The following is a 14,588-nucleotide window of genomic DNA, read 5'->3' as shown; positions in this document are numbered from 1 at the left end:
ATGACCACCACCACCGTCACCCCAGCCGCCGGTCCGGCGGCGCCGGACGCCGCACCCACCGCGACCGGACCGCGCCGCCGGCGCGGCCGGGGCGCCGCCCTCGCCTCGCACGGGGTGCTCACCGTGGCGAGCCTGATCGCCCTGTTCCCCATCGCCTGGCTGGTCTTCCTCTCCCTCGGTCCGGACAAGGACGACTATCTGCACCCCGGGCGCATCTGGTCCAAAATGACGTTCGAGAACTACTCGTTCGTGCTGAGCGAGACCAACTTCTGGCACTGGCTGCAGAGTTCGCTGGTCGTCTCGCTCGGCACCACCGTCATCGGCGTGATGGTCGCCGCCACCACCGGGTACGCCGTCTCCCGGATGCGGTTCCCCGGCTACCGCAAGCTGATGTGGGTCCTGCTGCTCACCCAGATGTTCCCCATCGCCGTCCTGATCGTGCCGATGTACCAGATCCTGTCCGAGCTGCGGCTCATCGACAGCTACCTCGGGCTGGTCCTGGTCTACTGCTCGACCGCGGTGCCGTACTGCGCCTGGCTGCTCAAGGGGTACTTCGACACCATCCCGTTCGAGATCGACGAGGCCGGCCGGGTCGACGGGCTCTCCCCGTTCGGCACGTTCTTCCGGCTGATCCTGCCGCTGGCCCGGCCGGGCCTGGCGGTGGCCGCCTTCTACAGCTTCATCACGGCCTTCGGCGAGGTCGCCTTCGCGTCCACGTTCCTGCTCTCCGACACCAAGTACACCTTCGCCGTCGGACTGCAGAGCTTCGTCAGCGAGCACGACGCGCAGCGCAACCTGATGGCCGCCACCGCGGTGCTGATCGCCATACCCGTGTCCGCGTTCTTCTACCTCGTGCAGAGGAACCTGGTCACCGGCCTCACCGCGGGCGGCACCAAGGGCTGAGGCCCCGCACACGGGTGGCGGTCGCGGCGCCCATCCGACCCCGCCGCGCCGCGACCGCCTCCTTCCTCCCCGGCCCGCTCCATCCGATCCATGCCTCCCTGTACCCGTTACGCATCAAGGACGACATGAGCCAGCAGCACTTCGCAGCCCAGGCCCCGACCTCCCGGACCGACTCGGCCGTCGCCACCGTCGCCAGGCGCCGCGACTGGTGGCGGGACGCGGTGATCTACCAGGTGTACCCGCGCAGCTTCGCCGACAGCAACGGCGACGGCATGGGCGACCTGGAGGGCATCCGCACCCGCCTGCCGTACCTGCGCGACCTCGGTGTGGACGCCGTGTGGCTCAGCCCCTTCTACGCCTCCCCGCAGGCCGACGCCGGTTACGACGTGGCCGACTACCGGGCCGTCGACCCGATGTTCGGCACCCTGCTCGACGCCGACGCGCTGATCCGCGACGCCCATGAGCTGGGCCTGCGGATCATCGTCGACCTGGTGCCCAACCACTCCTCCGACCAGCACGAGTGGTTCAAGCGGGCCCTGGCCGAGGGCCCCGGCTCCCCGCTGCGGGAGCGCTACCACTTCCGCCCCGGCAAGGGCGAGCACGGCGAACTGCCGCCCAACGACTGGGAGTCCATCTTCGGCGGCCCGGCCTGGACCCGGGTGACCGAACCCGACGGCACGCCCGGCGAGTGGTACCTGCACCTGTTCGCGCCCGAGCAGCCCGACTTCAACTGGGAGCACCCGGCGGTCGGCGACGAGTTCCGCTCGATCCTGCGGTTCTGGCTGGACATGGGCGTCGACGGCTTTCGCATCGACGTCGCCCACGGCATGGTGAAGGCCGAGGGCCTGCCCGACCTGGGCTCCCGCGAGCAGCTCAAGCTGCTGGGCAACGATGTCATGCCGTTCTTCGACCAGGACGGCGTCCACGACATCTACCGGCAGTGGCGGCTCATCCTCGACGAGTACTCGGGCGAACGCATCTTCGTGGCCGAGGCGTGGACCCCGACCGTCGAGCGCACCGCCCACTACGTCCGCCCGGACGAGCTGCACCAGGCGTTCAACTTCCAGTACTTGGGCACCCACTGGGACGCCGAGGAGCTGCGCGGCGTGATCGACCGCACCCTGGAGGCGATGCGCCCGGTCGGCGCCCCGGCCACCTGGGTGCTGTCCAACCATGACGTGACCCGGCACGCCACCCGCTTCGCCAACCCGCCCGGCCTCGGCACCCAGATCCGGCTGGCCGGCGACCGCGAACTGGGCCTGCGCCGCGCCCGCGCGGCCACCTTGCTGATGCTGGCCCTGCCCGGCTCGGCCTACGTCTACCAGGGCGAGGAGCTGGGCCTGCCGGACGTCGTGGATCTCCCGGACGAGGTCCGCCAGGACCCGGCCTACTTCCGCGGCGCCGGCCAGGACGGCTTCCGCGACGGCTGCCGGGTGCCGATCCCGTGGACCCGTACGGGCTCCTCGTACGGCTTCGGCGACGGCGGCAGTTGGCTGCCGCAGCCCGACGGCTGGGGGGAGCTGAGCGTCGAGGCGCAGACCGGCGTGCCCGGCTCCACCCTGGAGCTGTACCGCACGGCGCTGGCCGTCCGGCGCGCCGAGCCGGACCTGGGCGCGGGCGACGCGGTGGAGTGGCTGCGCGCCCCCGAGGGCGTGCTCGCCTTCCGGCGCGGGGAGTTCGTGTGCGTGGCCAACACCACCGGCGAGTCGGTGTCGATGCCCGGCTACGGGCGGGTGCTGCTGGCCAGCGGCGAGGTGACCGAGGCGGGCGGCGAGGCCAAGGTGCCGGCCGACACCACGGTGTGGTGGACGGCCCGGCCGTAAGGATTTTCTCCTTCAATCTCGTACGGCCCGCTGCCCTTTCGGGCGGCGGGCCTTTACCATCTGCGTCACCGCAAGGCTTCTGAAGGTTTCAGCAAGCGCCTTCAAAGACGAAGGAAACCCCACATGGCACGCAGAATCCTCTCCGGGGCCGCCGCCCTCGCCGTGGCCGCCCTTGTCATGAACCCGTCCGCCGCGGAGGCGGCTCCCCCCGGCACCAAGGACGTCACCGCCGTCCTCTTCGAGTGGAACTACGCCTCGGTGGCCAAGGAGTGCACCAGCACCCTCGGCCCGGCCGGCTACGGCTCCGTGCAGGTCTCCCCGCCCGCCGAGCACATACAGGGGTCCCCGTGGTGGACCTCGTACCAGCCGGTCAGCTACAAGATCGCCGGCCGGCTCGGCGACCGGGCGGCCTTCCGGAACATGGTGAACACCTGCCACGCGGCCGGCGTCAAGGTGGTCGTGGACGCCGTCGTCAACCACATGTCGGCGGGCAGCGGCACCGGCACCGGCGGCTCGTCGTACACGAAGTACACCTACCCCGGGCTGTACTCGTCCTACGACTTCGACGACTGCACCGCGCAGGTCAGCAACTACGCCGACCGCGCCAACGTCCAGAACTGCGAACTCGTCGGCCTCGCCGACCTGGACACCGGCGAGAGCTATGTGCGCGGCGCCATCGCCGGGTACCTCGACGACCTGCTCTCGCTCGGCGTCGACGGCTTCCGGATCGACGCGGCCAAGCACATCCCGGCCGCCGACCTCGCCGACATCAAGTCCCGGCTGAGCAACCCGGGCGTGTACTGGAAGCAGGAGGTCATCTACGGCGCCGGGGAGGCCGTCCAGCCGGGGGAGTACACCGGCAACGGGGACGTGCAGGAGTTCCGGTACGCCTACGACCTCAAGCGGGTCTTCACCAACGAGAACCTCGCCTACCTGAAGAACTACGGCGAGGGCTGGGGCTATCTGAGCAGCGGCTCGGCCGGGGTCTTCGTCGACAACCACGACACCGAGCGCAACGGCTCCACCCTCAGCTACAAGGACAACGCCACCTACACCCTCGCCAACGTCTTCATGCTGGCCTGGCCGTACGGGTCGCCGGACATCAACTCCGGGTACGAGTTCTCCGACCCCGACGCCGGGCCGCCGAGCGGCGGGGCGGTGAGCGCCTGCTGGCAGAACGGCTGGAAGTGCCAGCACGCCTGGCCGGAGATCAAGTCGATGGTCGCCTTCCGCAACGCCGTGCGGGGCGAGGCGGTCACCAACTGGTGGGACAACGGCGGTGACGCCATCGCGTTCGGGCGCGGCGGCAAGGGCTTCGTCGCCATCAACCACGAGAGCGGCTCGCTGACCCGGACCTACCAGACCTCCCTCGCGGCGGGCACGTACTGCGACGTCCAGAGCAACCGGACGGTCACCGTGAACGGCTCCGGCCAGTTCACGGCCACCCTCGGCAGCAACACCGCGCTCGCCCTGTACACGGGCCGCACGAGCTGCTGAACCCTCCTCCGCGGCAAGGGCCATGAAATGTCTTTCCGTTACTTTCATGACCCTTGCCGCAACTCTTGCGTCAGCGTTACCGTCTCGCCGGGGTCGGACCCGCGAACGAGCCGCCAGCAGCAAGGAGTTTCCACCGGTGATACCGAGACGCCCGGCGCCGGGCAGGCGCCGCACCACCTTCGCCCCACGGGTCGCGGCCGTCACCGCCGCCGCCCTCGCGGCGACGCTGGTGCCGCCCCTCGCCGCGAGTGCCGCCGCACCGCCGCCGCCTCCGTCGGACGCCCGACTGGCGAAGACCCCGGCGCGGCACGAACTGACCCGTGAGCAGTTCTACTTCGTCCTCCCCGACCGCTTCGCCAACGGCGACACCGGCAACGACAAGGGCGGCCTGACCGGCTCCCGCCTCGCCACCGGCTACGACCCCACCGACAAGGGCTTCTACCAGGGCGGGGACCTCAAGGGCCTGACGAAGAAGCTGGACTACATCAAGGACCTGGGCACCACCGCCATCTGGCTGGCGCCGATCTTCAAGAACCGGCCCGTGCAGGGCACCGGCGAGAACGCCTCGGCCGGCTACCACGGCTACTGGATCACCGACTTCACCCAGGTCGACCCGCACTTCGGCACCAACCAGGACCTGACGAACCTGATCGCCAAGGCGCACGCCAAGGGCATGAAGGTCTTCTTCGACGTCATCACCAACCACACCGCCGACGTCGTCGACTACGAGGAGAAGTCCTACGGCTACCTCTCCAAGGGCGCCTTCCCCTACCTGACGAAGGACGGGGAGCCCTTCGACGACGCCGACTACGCCGACGGCACCCGACGGTTCCCCGCCGTCGACGCCGACTCCTTCCCGTACACCCCGAAGGTCACCAGCGAGTCCAAGGTGCCCGCCTGGCTCAACGACCCGGCGATGTACCACAACCGGGGCGACTCCACCTGGGCCGGCGAGTCCGCCACCTACGGCGACTTCAACGGGCTGGACGACCTGTGGACCGAGCGGCCCGAGGTCGTCCGGGGCATGGAGAAGATCTACCAGCGCTGGGTGCGGGACTTCGACATCGACGGCTTCCGGATCGACACCGTGAAGCACGTCAACATGGAGTTCTGGACCCAGTGGGCCACCGCCCTGGACGCCTACGCGGCCCGGCAGGGACGGGACGACTTCTTCATGTTCGGCGAGGTCTACTCCGCCGACACCTCCGTCACCGCCCCCTACGTCACCCAGGGCCGCCTGGACTCCACCCTGGACTTCCCCTTCCAGGACGCGGCCCGCGCCTACGCCTCCCAGGGCGGCAGCGCGCAGAAGCTCGCGCGGGTCTTCGCCGACGACTACAAGTACACGACCGACAAGGCCAACGCCTACGAGCAGGTCACCTTCCTCGGCAACCACGACATGGGCCGGATCGGGTCCTTCCTCAAGCAGGACGACCCGGACGCCACCGACGCCGAACTGCTGCGCAAGGCCAAGCTCGCCAACGAGCTGATGTTCCTCAGCCGCGGCAACCCGGTCGTCTACTACGGCGACGAGCAGGGCTTCACCGGCGCGGGCGGCGACAAGGACGCCCGCCAGCCGATGTTCGCCACGAAGACCGCCGACTACCTGGACGACGACCAGCTCGGCACCGACCGCACCCACGCCGAGGACGCCTACGACACCCGGGCCCCCCTCTACCGGCAGATCAGCGCCCTCGCCGAGCTCCGCAAGGCGCACCCCGCCCTCGCCGACGGTGTGCAGAGCGAGCGGTACGCCGCCGACGGCGCCGGGATCTACGCCTTCTCCCGCACCGACGCGCAGTCCGGCACCGAGTACGTGGTCGCCGTCAACAACGCGGACGAGGCGAAGACCGCCACCTTCCCGACCGGCTCGGCCGGCACCCGCTTCGACGGCATCCACGGCACCGGCCGCCACCTCACCTCGGACGCCGACAAGAAGATCACCGTCACCGTCCCGGCGGGCTCGGCGATCGTACTGAAGGCGGCCGGCAAGCCCGCCCGGCCGGCAGACAAGCCCGCCCTCACCCTGAAGGCCCCCGAGCCCGGCGCCACCGGCACCGTCGAGCTGACCGCCGACGTCGACGGCGGAGGGCTCGACCGGGTCGTGTTCGCCGCCCAGACCGGCAACGGCAGGTGGCGCGTCCTCGGCTCCGCCGACCACGCCCCCTACAAGGTCACCGACACCGTTCCCGAGAACACCCCCGCCGGCACCGCCCTGCGCTACAAGGCGGTCGTCGTCGACTCCGCGGGCCGCACCGCGAGCGCCACCGCCGCCTCGACCACCGGCACCCCGCCCGTCGAACAGCCGCCCACCGCCTCCTCCCGGGACTACGCGGTCGTCCACTACCGGCGCGCGGACGGCGACTACGCCGACTGGAGCCTGTACGCCTGGGGCGACCTCGCCGACGGCGAGGCGACCACCTGGCCGGCCGGCCACCCCTTCACCGGCCGGGACGCCTACGGCGCCTTCGCCTACGTCAAGCTCAAGCCCGGCGCCTCCAGCGTCTCCTTCCTCGTGGTCGACAAGGACGGCACCAAGGACGTCACCGCCGACCGCACCATCGACGTGACCAGGACCGGCGAGGTCTGGATCGAACAGGGCGAGGAGACCGTCACCACCGAGCGGCCCGCCTACCCGCCGCAGGACACCGCCAAGGCCGTCCTGCACTACCACCGCGCCGACGGGAACTACGACGGCTGGGGCCTGCACGTCTGGTCGGGTGCCGCACAGCCCACCGACTGGTCCAAGCCCCTCATGCCGGTGAAGACTGACCCCTATGGCGCGGTCTACGAGGTTCCGCTCACCGAGGGTGCCACCAGCCTCAGCTACATCCTGCACAGGGGCGACGAGAAGGACCTGCCCACCGACCAGGCCCTGGACCTCAAGGCCGACGGCCACGAGGTGTGGCTGGTGAGCGGCGAGGAGGAGTACCTGCTGCCGCAGCCCGCCGGTTCGGCCGCCGCCGTCGACCTGAGCACGTCGAAGGCGGTCTGGATCGACCGGGACACCGTCGCCTGGAACGGCGCCGAGGGCGCCGCCTCCACCCAGCTCCGGGCCTCCGCCACCGGCTCCATCAAGGCCGACGGCGGCCGCCTGACCAGCACCGACGAGCGCTGGCTGCGGCTGACCAAGACCTCCCTCAGCGCCGCGCAGAAGGCGAAGTACCCGCACCTGAAGGAGTACACCGCCTGGTCGGTGGACCCCCGGGACCGCGAGCGGGTCCGCCAGGCCCTGCGCGGTCAGGTGGTCGCCGGCCAACTGGCCGCCGACGGGGCGGTGCTCGCCGCGACCGGCGTGCAGACCGCCGGGGCCCTGGACGACCTCTACCCGAAGGCCACCGGGGCCGACCTCGGCCCGGTCTTCCGCGAGGGCCGCCCCACCCTGTCCGTCTGGGCGCCGACGGCCCGCAGTGTCCGGCTGGAACTGGACGGCGCGCTCAAGCCGATGCGCCGCGACGACACCACCGGCGTCTGGTCCGTCACCGGCCCCGCCTCCTGGAAGAACAAGCCGTACCGGTACGTCGTGAAGGTCTGGGCCCCCGAGGCGGGCCGGGTCGTCACCAACAAGGTCACCGACCCGTACGCCGTCGCCCTCACCGCCGACTCCGAGCGGAGCCTCGTCGTCGACCTCGCCGACAGGTCCCTCGCGCCGAGCGGCTGGGCGACCCTGAAGAAGCCCAAGGCGGTCCCGCTGCGCTCCGCCCAGATCCAGGAGCTGCACGTCCGGGACTTCTCCGTCGAGGACCGCACGGCGAAGCACCGGGGGACCTACCTCGCCTTCACCGACCAGGACAGCGACGGCAGCAGGCACCTGCGGAAGCTCGCCCGGGCCGGCACCTCGTACGTGCACCTGCTGCCCGTCTTCGACATCGCCACCATCCCGGAGAAGCGGTCCGACCAGGCCACCGTCGACTGCGACCTGGCCGCGCTGCCCGCCGACTCCGAGCGCCAGCAGGAGTGCGTGGCGAAGACGGCGGCGAAGGACGCCTACAACTGGGGGTACGACCCGTACCACTACACGGTCCCCGAGGGCTCCTACGCCACCGACCCGGACGGCACGGCCCGCACGGTCGAGTTCCGCGAGATGGTCAAGGCGCTCAACGAGGACGGCCTGCGGGTCGTCATGGACGTCGTCTACAACCACACGGCGGCCGGCGGCCAGGCGAGAACCAGCGTCCTGGACCGGATCGTGCCCGGCTACTACCAGCGGCTGCTCGCCGACGGCACGGTCGCGAACAGCACCTGCTGCGCCAACACGGCCACCGAGAACGCCATGATGGGCAAGCTCGTCGTCGACTCGGTCGTCACCTGGGCCAAGCAGTACAAGATCGACGGCTTCCGCTTCGACCTCATGGGCCACCACCCGAAGGCCAACATCCTCGCCGTCCGCAAGGCGCTGGACGCGCTGACCGTCGAGAAGGACGGCGTCGACGGCAAGAAGATCATCCTGTACGGGGAGGGCTGGAACTTCGGCGAGGTCGCCGACGACGCCCGCTTCACCCAGGCCACCCAGAAGAACATGGCCGGCACCGGCATCGCCACCTTCTCCGACCGGGCCCGCGACGCCGTGCGCGGCGGCGGCCCCTTCGACGCCGACCCCGGCGTGCAGGGCTTCGCCTCCGGGCTCTACACCGACCCCAACGGCTCGGCGGACAACGGCACCGAGACCGAGCAGAAGGCCCGCCTGCTGCACTACCAGGACCTGATCAAGGTCGGGCTCTCCGGCAACCTGGCCGGCTTCACCTTCACCGACACCACCGGCAAGGAGGTCAAGGGCTCCGAGGTCGACTACAACGGGGCACCCGCCGGGTACGCGCAGGCCCCCGGCGACGCCCTCGCCTACGTTGACGCCCACGACAACGAGACCCTGTTCGACGCGCTCGCCTTCAAGCTGCCGAAGGACACCTCCGCCGCCGACCGGGCCCGGATGCAGGTCCTCGCCATGGCCACGGCCGCCCTCTCACAGGGCCCGGCGCTCTCCCAGGCCGGCACCGACCTGCTGCGCTCCAAGTCCCTGGACCGCAACTCCTTCGACAGCGGCGACTGGTTCAACGCCATCCACTGGAACTGCGCCGACGGCAACGGCTTCGGCCGGGGGCTGCCGCCGGCCGCCGACAACAAGGACAAGTGGCCGTACGCCAAGCCGCTGCTGACCTCGGTACGGGTCGGCTGCCCGCAGATCGAGGGCGCCTCGGCGGCCTACCGGGACCTGCTGAGGATCCGGACCGGCGAGAAGGACTTCTCCCTGGCCACCGCCGAACAGGTCCGCTCCCGGCTCTCCTTCCCGCTCTCCGGGACGGACGAGACACCCGGCGTGATCACCATGCGCCTCGGTGACCTGGTGGTCGTCTTCAACGCCACCCCCGACCGGCAGGAACAGCACATCGGCTCCCTGGCCGGCACCGGCTACCGGCTCCACCCGGTCCAGGCGACCGGATCGGACCCGGTGGTGAAGGAGGCCGCGTACCGCGAGGGCACCTTCACCGTCCCGGCCCGCACGGTGGCGGTCTTCACCCGGACCGGCTGACAGGCCCTAGGGTGCTCCTGTCCGGACGAAGAACAGGAGCACCCATGCCGCAGATCACCGTCGACTACTCCGAGCAGCTCGCGGAGGGCTTCGACCGGCCGGCGTTCGCGAAGGCCCTGCACAGTGCCGTGGTCGACATCGCGGCGGCGAAACCGCCGGCCTGCAAGACGCAGTTCCGCCGCACCGAGGACACCACCGTCGGCCCGGACACCGAGGGCCACGCCGTCGTGCACGTCACCATCGGGCTGCTCGCGGGCCGCACCGAGGAGACCAAGGCCCGGCTCACCGAGGCCGTCCTCGACCTGCTCCGCCAACACATCAAGCCCGAGAACCGCGCCCTGCACGCCTCCGCCGAGGTCCGCGAACTGGACGCCTCCTACCGCAAGTTCGACGCCTAGGACGCCAGCGCGACGATCCGGCCGACCAGGTCGCCGAAGGGGCCGTCGGCCGGTTCGCCGGCCAGGACGCGGCGCAGCAGGGCGCTCATCTCCTCGTCGTAGGCCGCGCTGACCACGAGCAGCGCGGCCAGGTCGTGCACGAGCTGCTTCTCCAGCTCCGCCCGGGGGATGAGCCGCCCGTCCAGCCAGATCAGCGCCGTCGACTCGGCGAGCGAGATCCAGGAGCGGACGACCAGTTCCAGCCGCGCGGGCGGATCGGTCACGTCCAGATGCGCCAGGATCTGGACGTACGCGGCCTGCCGTACGGAGTCGATGAGCGCGTTGGTGGTGGAGGAGCCCACCGCCGGTCCGCCGCGCATCAGCGCGGAGAAGCCGGGGCCGTGATCGTCGACGAAGTCGAAGAAGCGGCGCATCACCCGCAGCAGCCGCGACCCGAGCGGCCCCTGCCGGGGCTCCACGAACCGCTCCGCGAGATCGTCGGCGGCGCGCCGCAACGCGGCCTCGTACAGGCTGAGTTTGCCGGGGAAGTAGTGGTAGACCAGCGGGCGGGAGATACCGGCGGCCGACGCTATCTCGTCGATGGACACCTCATCGGGCGAGCGCCGGCTGAAGAGTTCGAGGGCGACCCCGATCAACTGCTGCCGCCGCTCCTCGACGCCCATCCTGCGACGTGCCCCGGTAGTCATGCGAACACCCTACCGATCGATTCCGGCCGCACCATGCCTCGGAGGACACCCGACGATGCTCTTGACTAACTAGTTAGTCAGTCATATCGTGGTTAACCAGTTAGTCAAGTACCTCGGAAGGATCCACCATGCCCCAGCGCACCTGGTTCATCACCGGCATCAGCAGCGGCTTCGGCCGCCGTATGGCCGAGATGCTGCTCGCGGACGGGAACCGGGTCGTCGGCACCGTGCGCGACCTGGATTCCGTGCGGGAGCTCCGGAAGGCCCACGGTGACCGCCTGTCCGTGCACCGCCTCGATCTGACCGACGGCGCGGGGGCCATCACAGCCGTGGTCGACGCGGCCTTCGGGGCGGCGGGCCGCATCGACGTCGTCGTCAACAACGCCGGTTACGGCCTCTTCGGCGCCGTCGAGGAACTGACCGACGAGCAGATCGTCCACCAGATCGACACCAACCTCCTCGGGTCCATCCGCGTGGTGCGGGCCGCCGTCCCGCACCTGAGGGCCCAGGGCGGCGGACGCATCCTCCAGCTCTCCACCTACGGCGGCCAGGCCACCAACCCCGGCGCCTCGGTCTACAGCGCCGGCAAGTGGGGCATCGAGGGCTTCATGGAGGCCACGGCGCTGGACCTGGCCCCGTTCGGCATCGGCGTCACCATCATCGAGCCCGGCAGCGCCGGCACCGGTTTCCGCACGGGCGGCGCCCGGGTCGCCGAGCCCCTGGCCGCCTACGACGGCACGCCGGCCGCCATGGTCCGCCGCATCAAGGACCCGTCCCTGCCCTCCGTCGGGGACGTGGACAAGATGGTCGCCGCGATGATCGCCACGGTGGACCGGCCCGAGGCGCCGCGCCGGCTGGCGCTGGGCAGCGACTCCTACCGCTTCATGAACCAGGCCCTCACCGCCCGCCTCGCCGAGCTGGAGAACGGCAAGGCGACCGCGCTCTCCACCGACCGCCAGGCCGCCTGAACACCGCGCCCGCGCCGCGAAGAGCGGTCCCGGCCGGCCCTAGCGGTCCTCTCGGTCCGGCTCCGGTGCCGCCAGGCGGGCCACCGCCCTGCCCACGTCCTCGCGCAACCGGTCCATGTCCCGGGCCGCGTCCGGGTCGAGCGTGGGGCCGAACGGGCTGAGCGAAGACCAGGCCGTCGCCAGGGCCATGATCGAGGTCAGCAGGAACTCACCCCGGAACCCGGAGCCGTCGGCCTCGCCGGCCGTTCCGGACGACAGCGCGCGGACCTTGCCCGTACGGGCATCGGCCCGCGCCGTGGCCCGGCCGGGGTCCTGTTCCAGGCTCGACCACAGCATCAGACGCATCAGGTCCGGGTGGCTCATCGCGAAGTCGAAGACGGCGGTGGCGTACCCCGGCAGGTCGTCGGGGGTGAACTCGATCTCCTCGTACACCCGCGCCAGGCTCCGCTCCAGGACCGTGGTGAACAGCGCCTCCTTGTTGCCGAAGTAGACGTACAGGAGGTTCTTGTTGCACCCGACGCGGCGGGCGATGCGGTCCACCCGGGCGCCCGCGATGCCGTACGCGGAGAACTCCTCCAGGGCCGCTTCCAGAATGCGCGCCTTCGTCTGCTCGGCGTTGCCCGCGGCGCCCATGGGGGCTCCTCCTCACGAATGGACTGACCGGTCGGTCAGATTACGGGAGGCCGCGGGGCCCTCACCAGGCAGCCGTCCGGAACGGCGGGGTTCGGCCGGAGTGCCGGGATCAGCGCAGGCCCCGGATCGTGCGGCCGTCGTCCAGGGTGGCCTTCAGTTCGGCGCGCGTGCCCTGCTTCGTCTCGGCCGCCAGGGTGTGCCCGTCCGCCGAGGCGTCGATGCCGCCGGTGGCCCGGATCGAGCCGGTGTCCTTGTCGGCGGCGGCCAGCAGGTACCAGTCGCCCTCCGGTGACTTCCACAGCACTCCGGCCAGTACGTGCGGATCGCGCTCGCCGCACGCCGGTACGTTCTCGGCCCGGGCCGCGACCGCCCCGTAGGTGCCGCCCGGCGTGTGGAACTGGGCCAGCGTCTTCGCGCCGCCGCCCCGCCAGGTCTCCGCCCGGGTGCACACCCACGCGGCCGTCCCCCCGGCGCCGGGCAGCGCCTGGGAGGCGAACTCCCAGGCGTTGACCGAGCGGACGCCCGCGCCGCGGAGCGTGTTCAGGGAGCAGGCGAACGGCGCCCACCCGCGCAGCGCCTTCGCGCCGGACACCTCCGCCGCCGAGCCGGGGCGGCCGGTGGTCAGCCGGGCCGGGACCAGCTCGCCGAGGTCGGTCAGGACGCGGGTGGTGGAGCCGTCGGTCAGCTCCAGCGCGTTCCAGGACGTGCAGGCGCCGGACCGCTGCACCGGGCTGGCCAGCGGCGCGGTCACCCCGTCGGCCAGCGTCAGCTCCATCGCGCCGCCGCCGGGCTCGGTCAGGTCCCGCTCGGCCGCCTTGGTCACCCAGGGGGCGGTCAGATAGCGGACGGTGCGGTCGGAGCGGCCCAGCACCACCGCGCCCGCCTCGGAGCGCCGGGCGCCGTCGGCGCGCGCGAGGTCGAGGGCGGCGGCGGCCGTGCCGTCCTTCGGCTCGGCGTACCGGGCCAGCCGCAGCCCGTCGTACAGGAGCACCACCCGGGCGGCGTCGACCGTCCCCGCGTACAGCAGTTGCGGCGGGCCGGCCGGGCCGCCGGTCGGGGTGCCCGGGGTGGCGGAGACGGCCACCGGGTCGCCGGGCCGGGCCCAGACCGCCAGCGCGCGGCGGAGCAGCGCCCGGTCGCCGGTCAGCGCGCCGCGGGCCGGCCACACCGAGAAGTCGGCGCGCGCCGAGGTCCGCCACGCGGTGGGGGCGACCCGGACCAGCTTGCCCGGGTCGAGGGCCGCCTCGGCCGCCGGGTTGCGCGCGTAGGGCGGGGCGGCGGCGCCGTCCGGGCCCCAGCCGCCGTCCGGGCCGAGCAGCGCCCCGCACACCACCAGCGCGCACCCGGCGACCAGCGCCGCCCGCAGGTGCCGGCGGCGGCGCAGCAGGTCGGTCGGCCGGGCCTGGAGCGAGCAGGGGTCGAACTCGGGCGAGTCGAGCAGCGGGTACGGCCCGGCCACCGTGCCGGCCTCGCGCAGCGCCGCGTCCGCGTCGGCGGCGCCCGCGGCGTCCAGCACCCGCCGGACCTCGCCGTCGGGGAGCCGCTCCAGGCCGCGCAGCGCGTACGCCGCCCGGCCGGGGCCGGACAGCGCGGACAGCGCCTGGTCCAGGGCCAGTTCGTCGGCGCCGCCCGAGCGCGGGAACAGCCGCAGCCCCCACACCCGGGGCAGCAGCGGCGGCAGTTGGGACCGCTTGGGCCACGCCGGGCGGCGCAGCGGCAGCCCCGCCTCCAGGGCCGTACGCACCACCCGGAGGCGGACCAGGGCGTAACCGGGGTCGCCGTCACGGCCGGTGGACTGGGCCGGGATCACCGGGGCCGCGGTGCGGTTGCGGGGCAGCGCACGCTGGGTGAGGGCGTGCGCGGTCAGCACCCGGCGGCTGCGGCCGAGGCCCGGCGGCAGCACCAGGTAGGCGAGCCGGACCAGACGCGGATAGTGCTCGACGAGCGCGGCCTCGGCCTCCTCGACGTCGACGACCGGGTCGCCGGCGGGGGCTGCGGGGCGCGGGGCGAGATCCTGTGACTGCACGCTTGGCAGAACGAGCGGGCGGGCGCTTGGTCACCGCGCGGCACGGACCGGTCACCCACCGAATCCAGGTGAATTTCCCGTGTACTGACGCTGTACTACAACCATCTACCCTGGTTACGAGTCGAAC

9 protein-coding genes are annotated in these 14,588 nt (G+C 71.9%); 6 read left to right on the top strand and 3 right to left on the bottom strand.

Features of this window, described 5'->3' with window-relative positions; genetic code table 11:
* The 5 genes from IE316_RS00315 to IE316_RS00295 all read left to right on the top strand — a co-directional run bounded on the left by IE316_RS00315 (position 1) and on the right by IE316_RS00295 (position 10,148).
* Complete coding sequence (locus IE316_RS00315) at positions 1 to 903, top strand: sugar ABC transporter permease (protein ID WP_190202017.1); 903 nt, start codon at positions 1 to 3, stop codon at positions 901 to 903.
* A 125-nt stretch (positions 904 to 1,028) separates the two neighbouring features.
* Entirely contained in the window at positions 1,029 to 2,726 is a 1,698-nt protein-coding gene (locus tag IE316_RS00310) for a glycoside hydrolase family 13 protein (protein ID WP_190202016.1), read from the top strand.
* Positions 2,727 to 2,849: 123 nt separating this feature from the next.
* Entirely contained in the window at positions 2,850 to 4,223 is a 1,374-nt protein-coding gene (locus IE316_RS00305) for an alpha-amylase (RefSeq protein ID WP_190202015.1), read from the top strand.
* Positions 4,224 to 4,359: 136 nt separating this feature from the next.
* Positions 4,360 to 9,750, top strand: a complete 5,391-nt coding sequence (pulA, locus tag IE316_RS00300) for a pullulanase-type alpha-1,6-glucosidase (RefSeq protein ID WP_190202014.1) — start codon at positions 4,360 to 4,362, stop codon at positions 9,748 to 9,750.
* Between the two features lie 44 nt (positions 9,751 to 9,794).
* Positions 9,795 to 10,148, top strand: a complete 354-nt coding sequence (locus IE316_RS00295; RefSeq protein WP_190202013.1) for a 5-carboxymethyl-2-hydroxymuconate Delta-isomerase — start codon at positions 9,795 to 9,797, stop codon at positions 10,146 to 10,148.
* On the opposite strand, the gene IE316_RS00290 is transcribed toward IE316_RS00295, so the two are convergent.
* Positions 10,145 to 10,834 carry a TetR/AcrR family transcriptional regulator gene (locus tag IE316_RS00290; RefSeq protein WP_190202012.1) on the bottom strand — a complete coding sequence of 230 codons (690 nt, stop codon included), beginning with the start codon at positions 10,832 to 10,834 and terminating at the stop codon, positions 10,145 to 10,147. The two genes, IE316_RS00295 and IE316_RS00290, sit on opposite strands and share 4 nt — an antisense overlap.
* Before the next feature lie 128 nt (positions 10,835 to 10,962).
* On the opposite strand from IE316_RS00290, the gene IE316_RS00285 reads away from it, so the two are divergent.
* The gene (locus IE316_RS00285) at positions 10,963 to 11,802 is read left to right on the top strand and encodes an SDR family oxidoreductase (protein ID WP_190202011.1); all 840 of its coding nucleotides are present in this window, start codon (positions 10,963 to 10,965) and stop codon (positions 11,800 to 11,802) included.
* A gap of 39 nt (positions 11,803 to 11,841) precedes the next feature.
* Here IE316_RS00285 and IE316_RS00280 read toward each other — a convergent pair whose 3' ends face one another.
* Positions 11,842 to 12,435 (bottom strand): TetR/AcrR family transcriptional regulator, encoded by a 594-nt coding sequence (locus IE316_RS00280; RefSeq protein WP_190202010.1) that lies wholly within the window; start codon positions 12,433 to 12,435, stop codon positions 11,842 to 11,844.
* 109 nt (positions 12,436 to 12,544) lie between these two features.
* Positions 12,545 to 14,461, bottom strand: coding sequence for a hypothetical protein (locus IE316_RS00275; RefSeq protein ID WP_190202009.1), 1,917 nt, complete (start codon positions 14,459 to 14,461; stop codon positions 12,545 to 12,547).
* Positions 14,462 to 14,588 lie beyond the last annotated feature (127 nt).

The sequence above is a fragment of the Streptomyces fumanus genome (assembly GCF_014655295.1).
In the GTDB taxonomy this organism is placed as follows: Bacteria; Actinomycetota; Actinomycetes; order Streptomycetales; family Streptomycetaceae; genus Streptomyces; species Streptomyces fumanus.
This window is presented reverse-complemented; position numbering and strand designations above follow the sequence as displayed.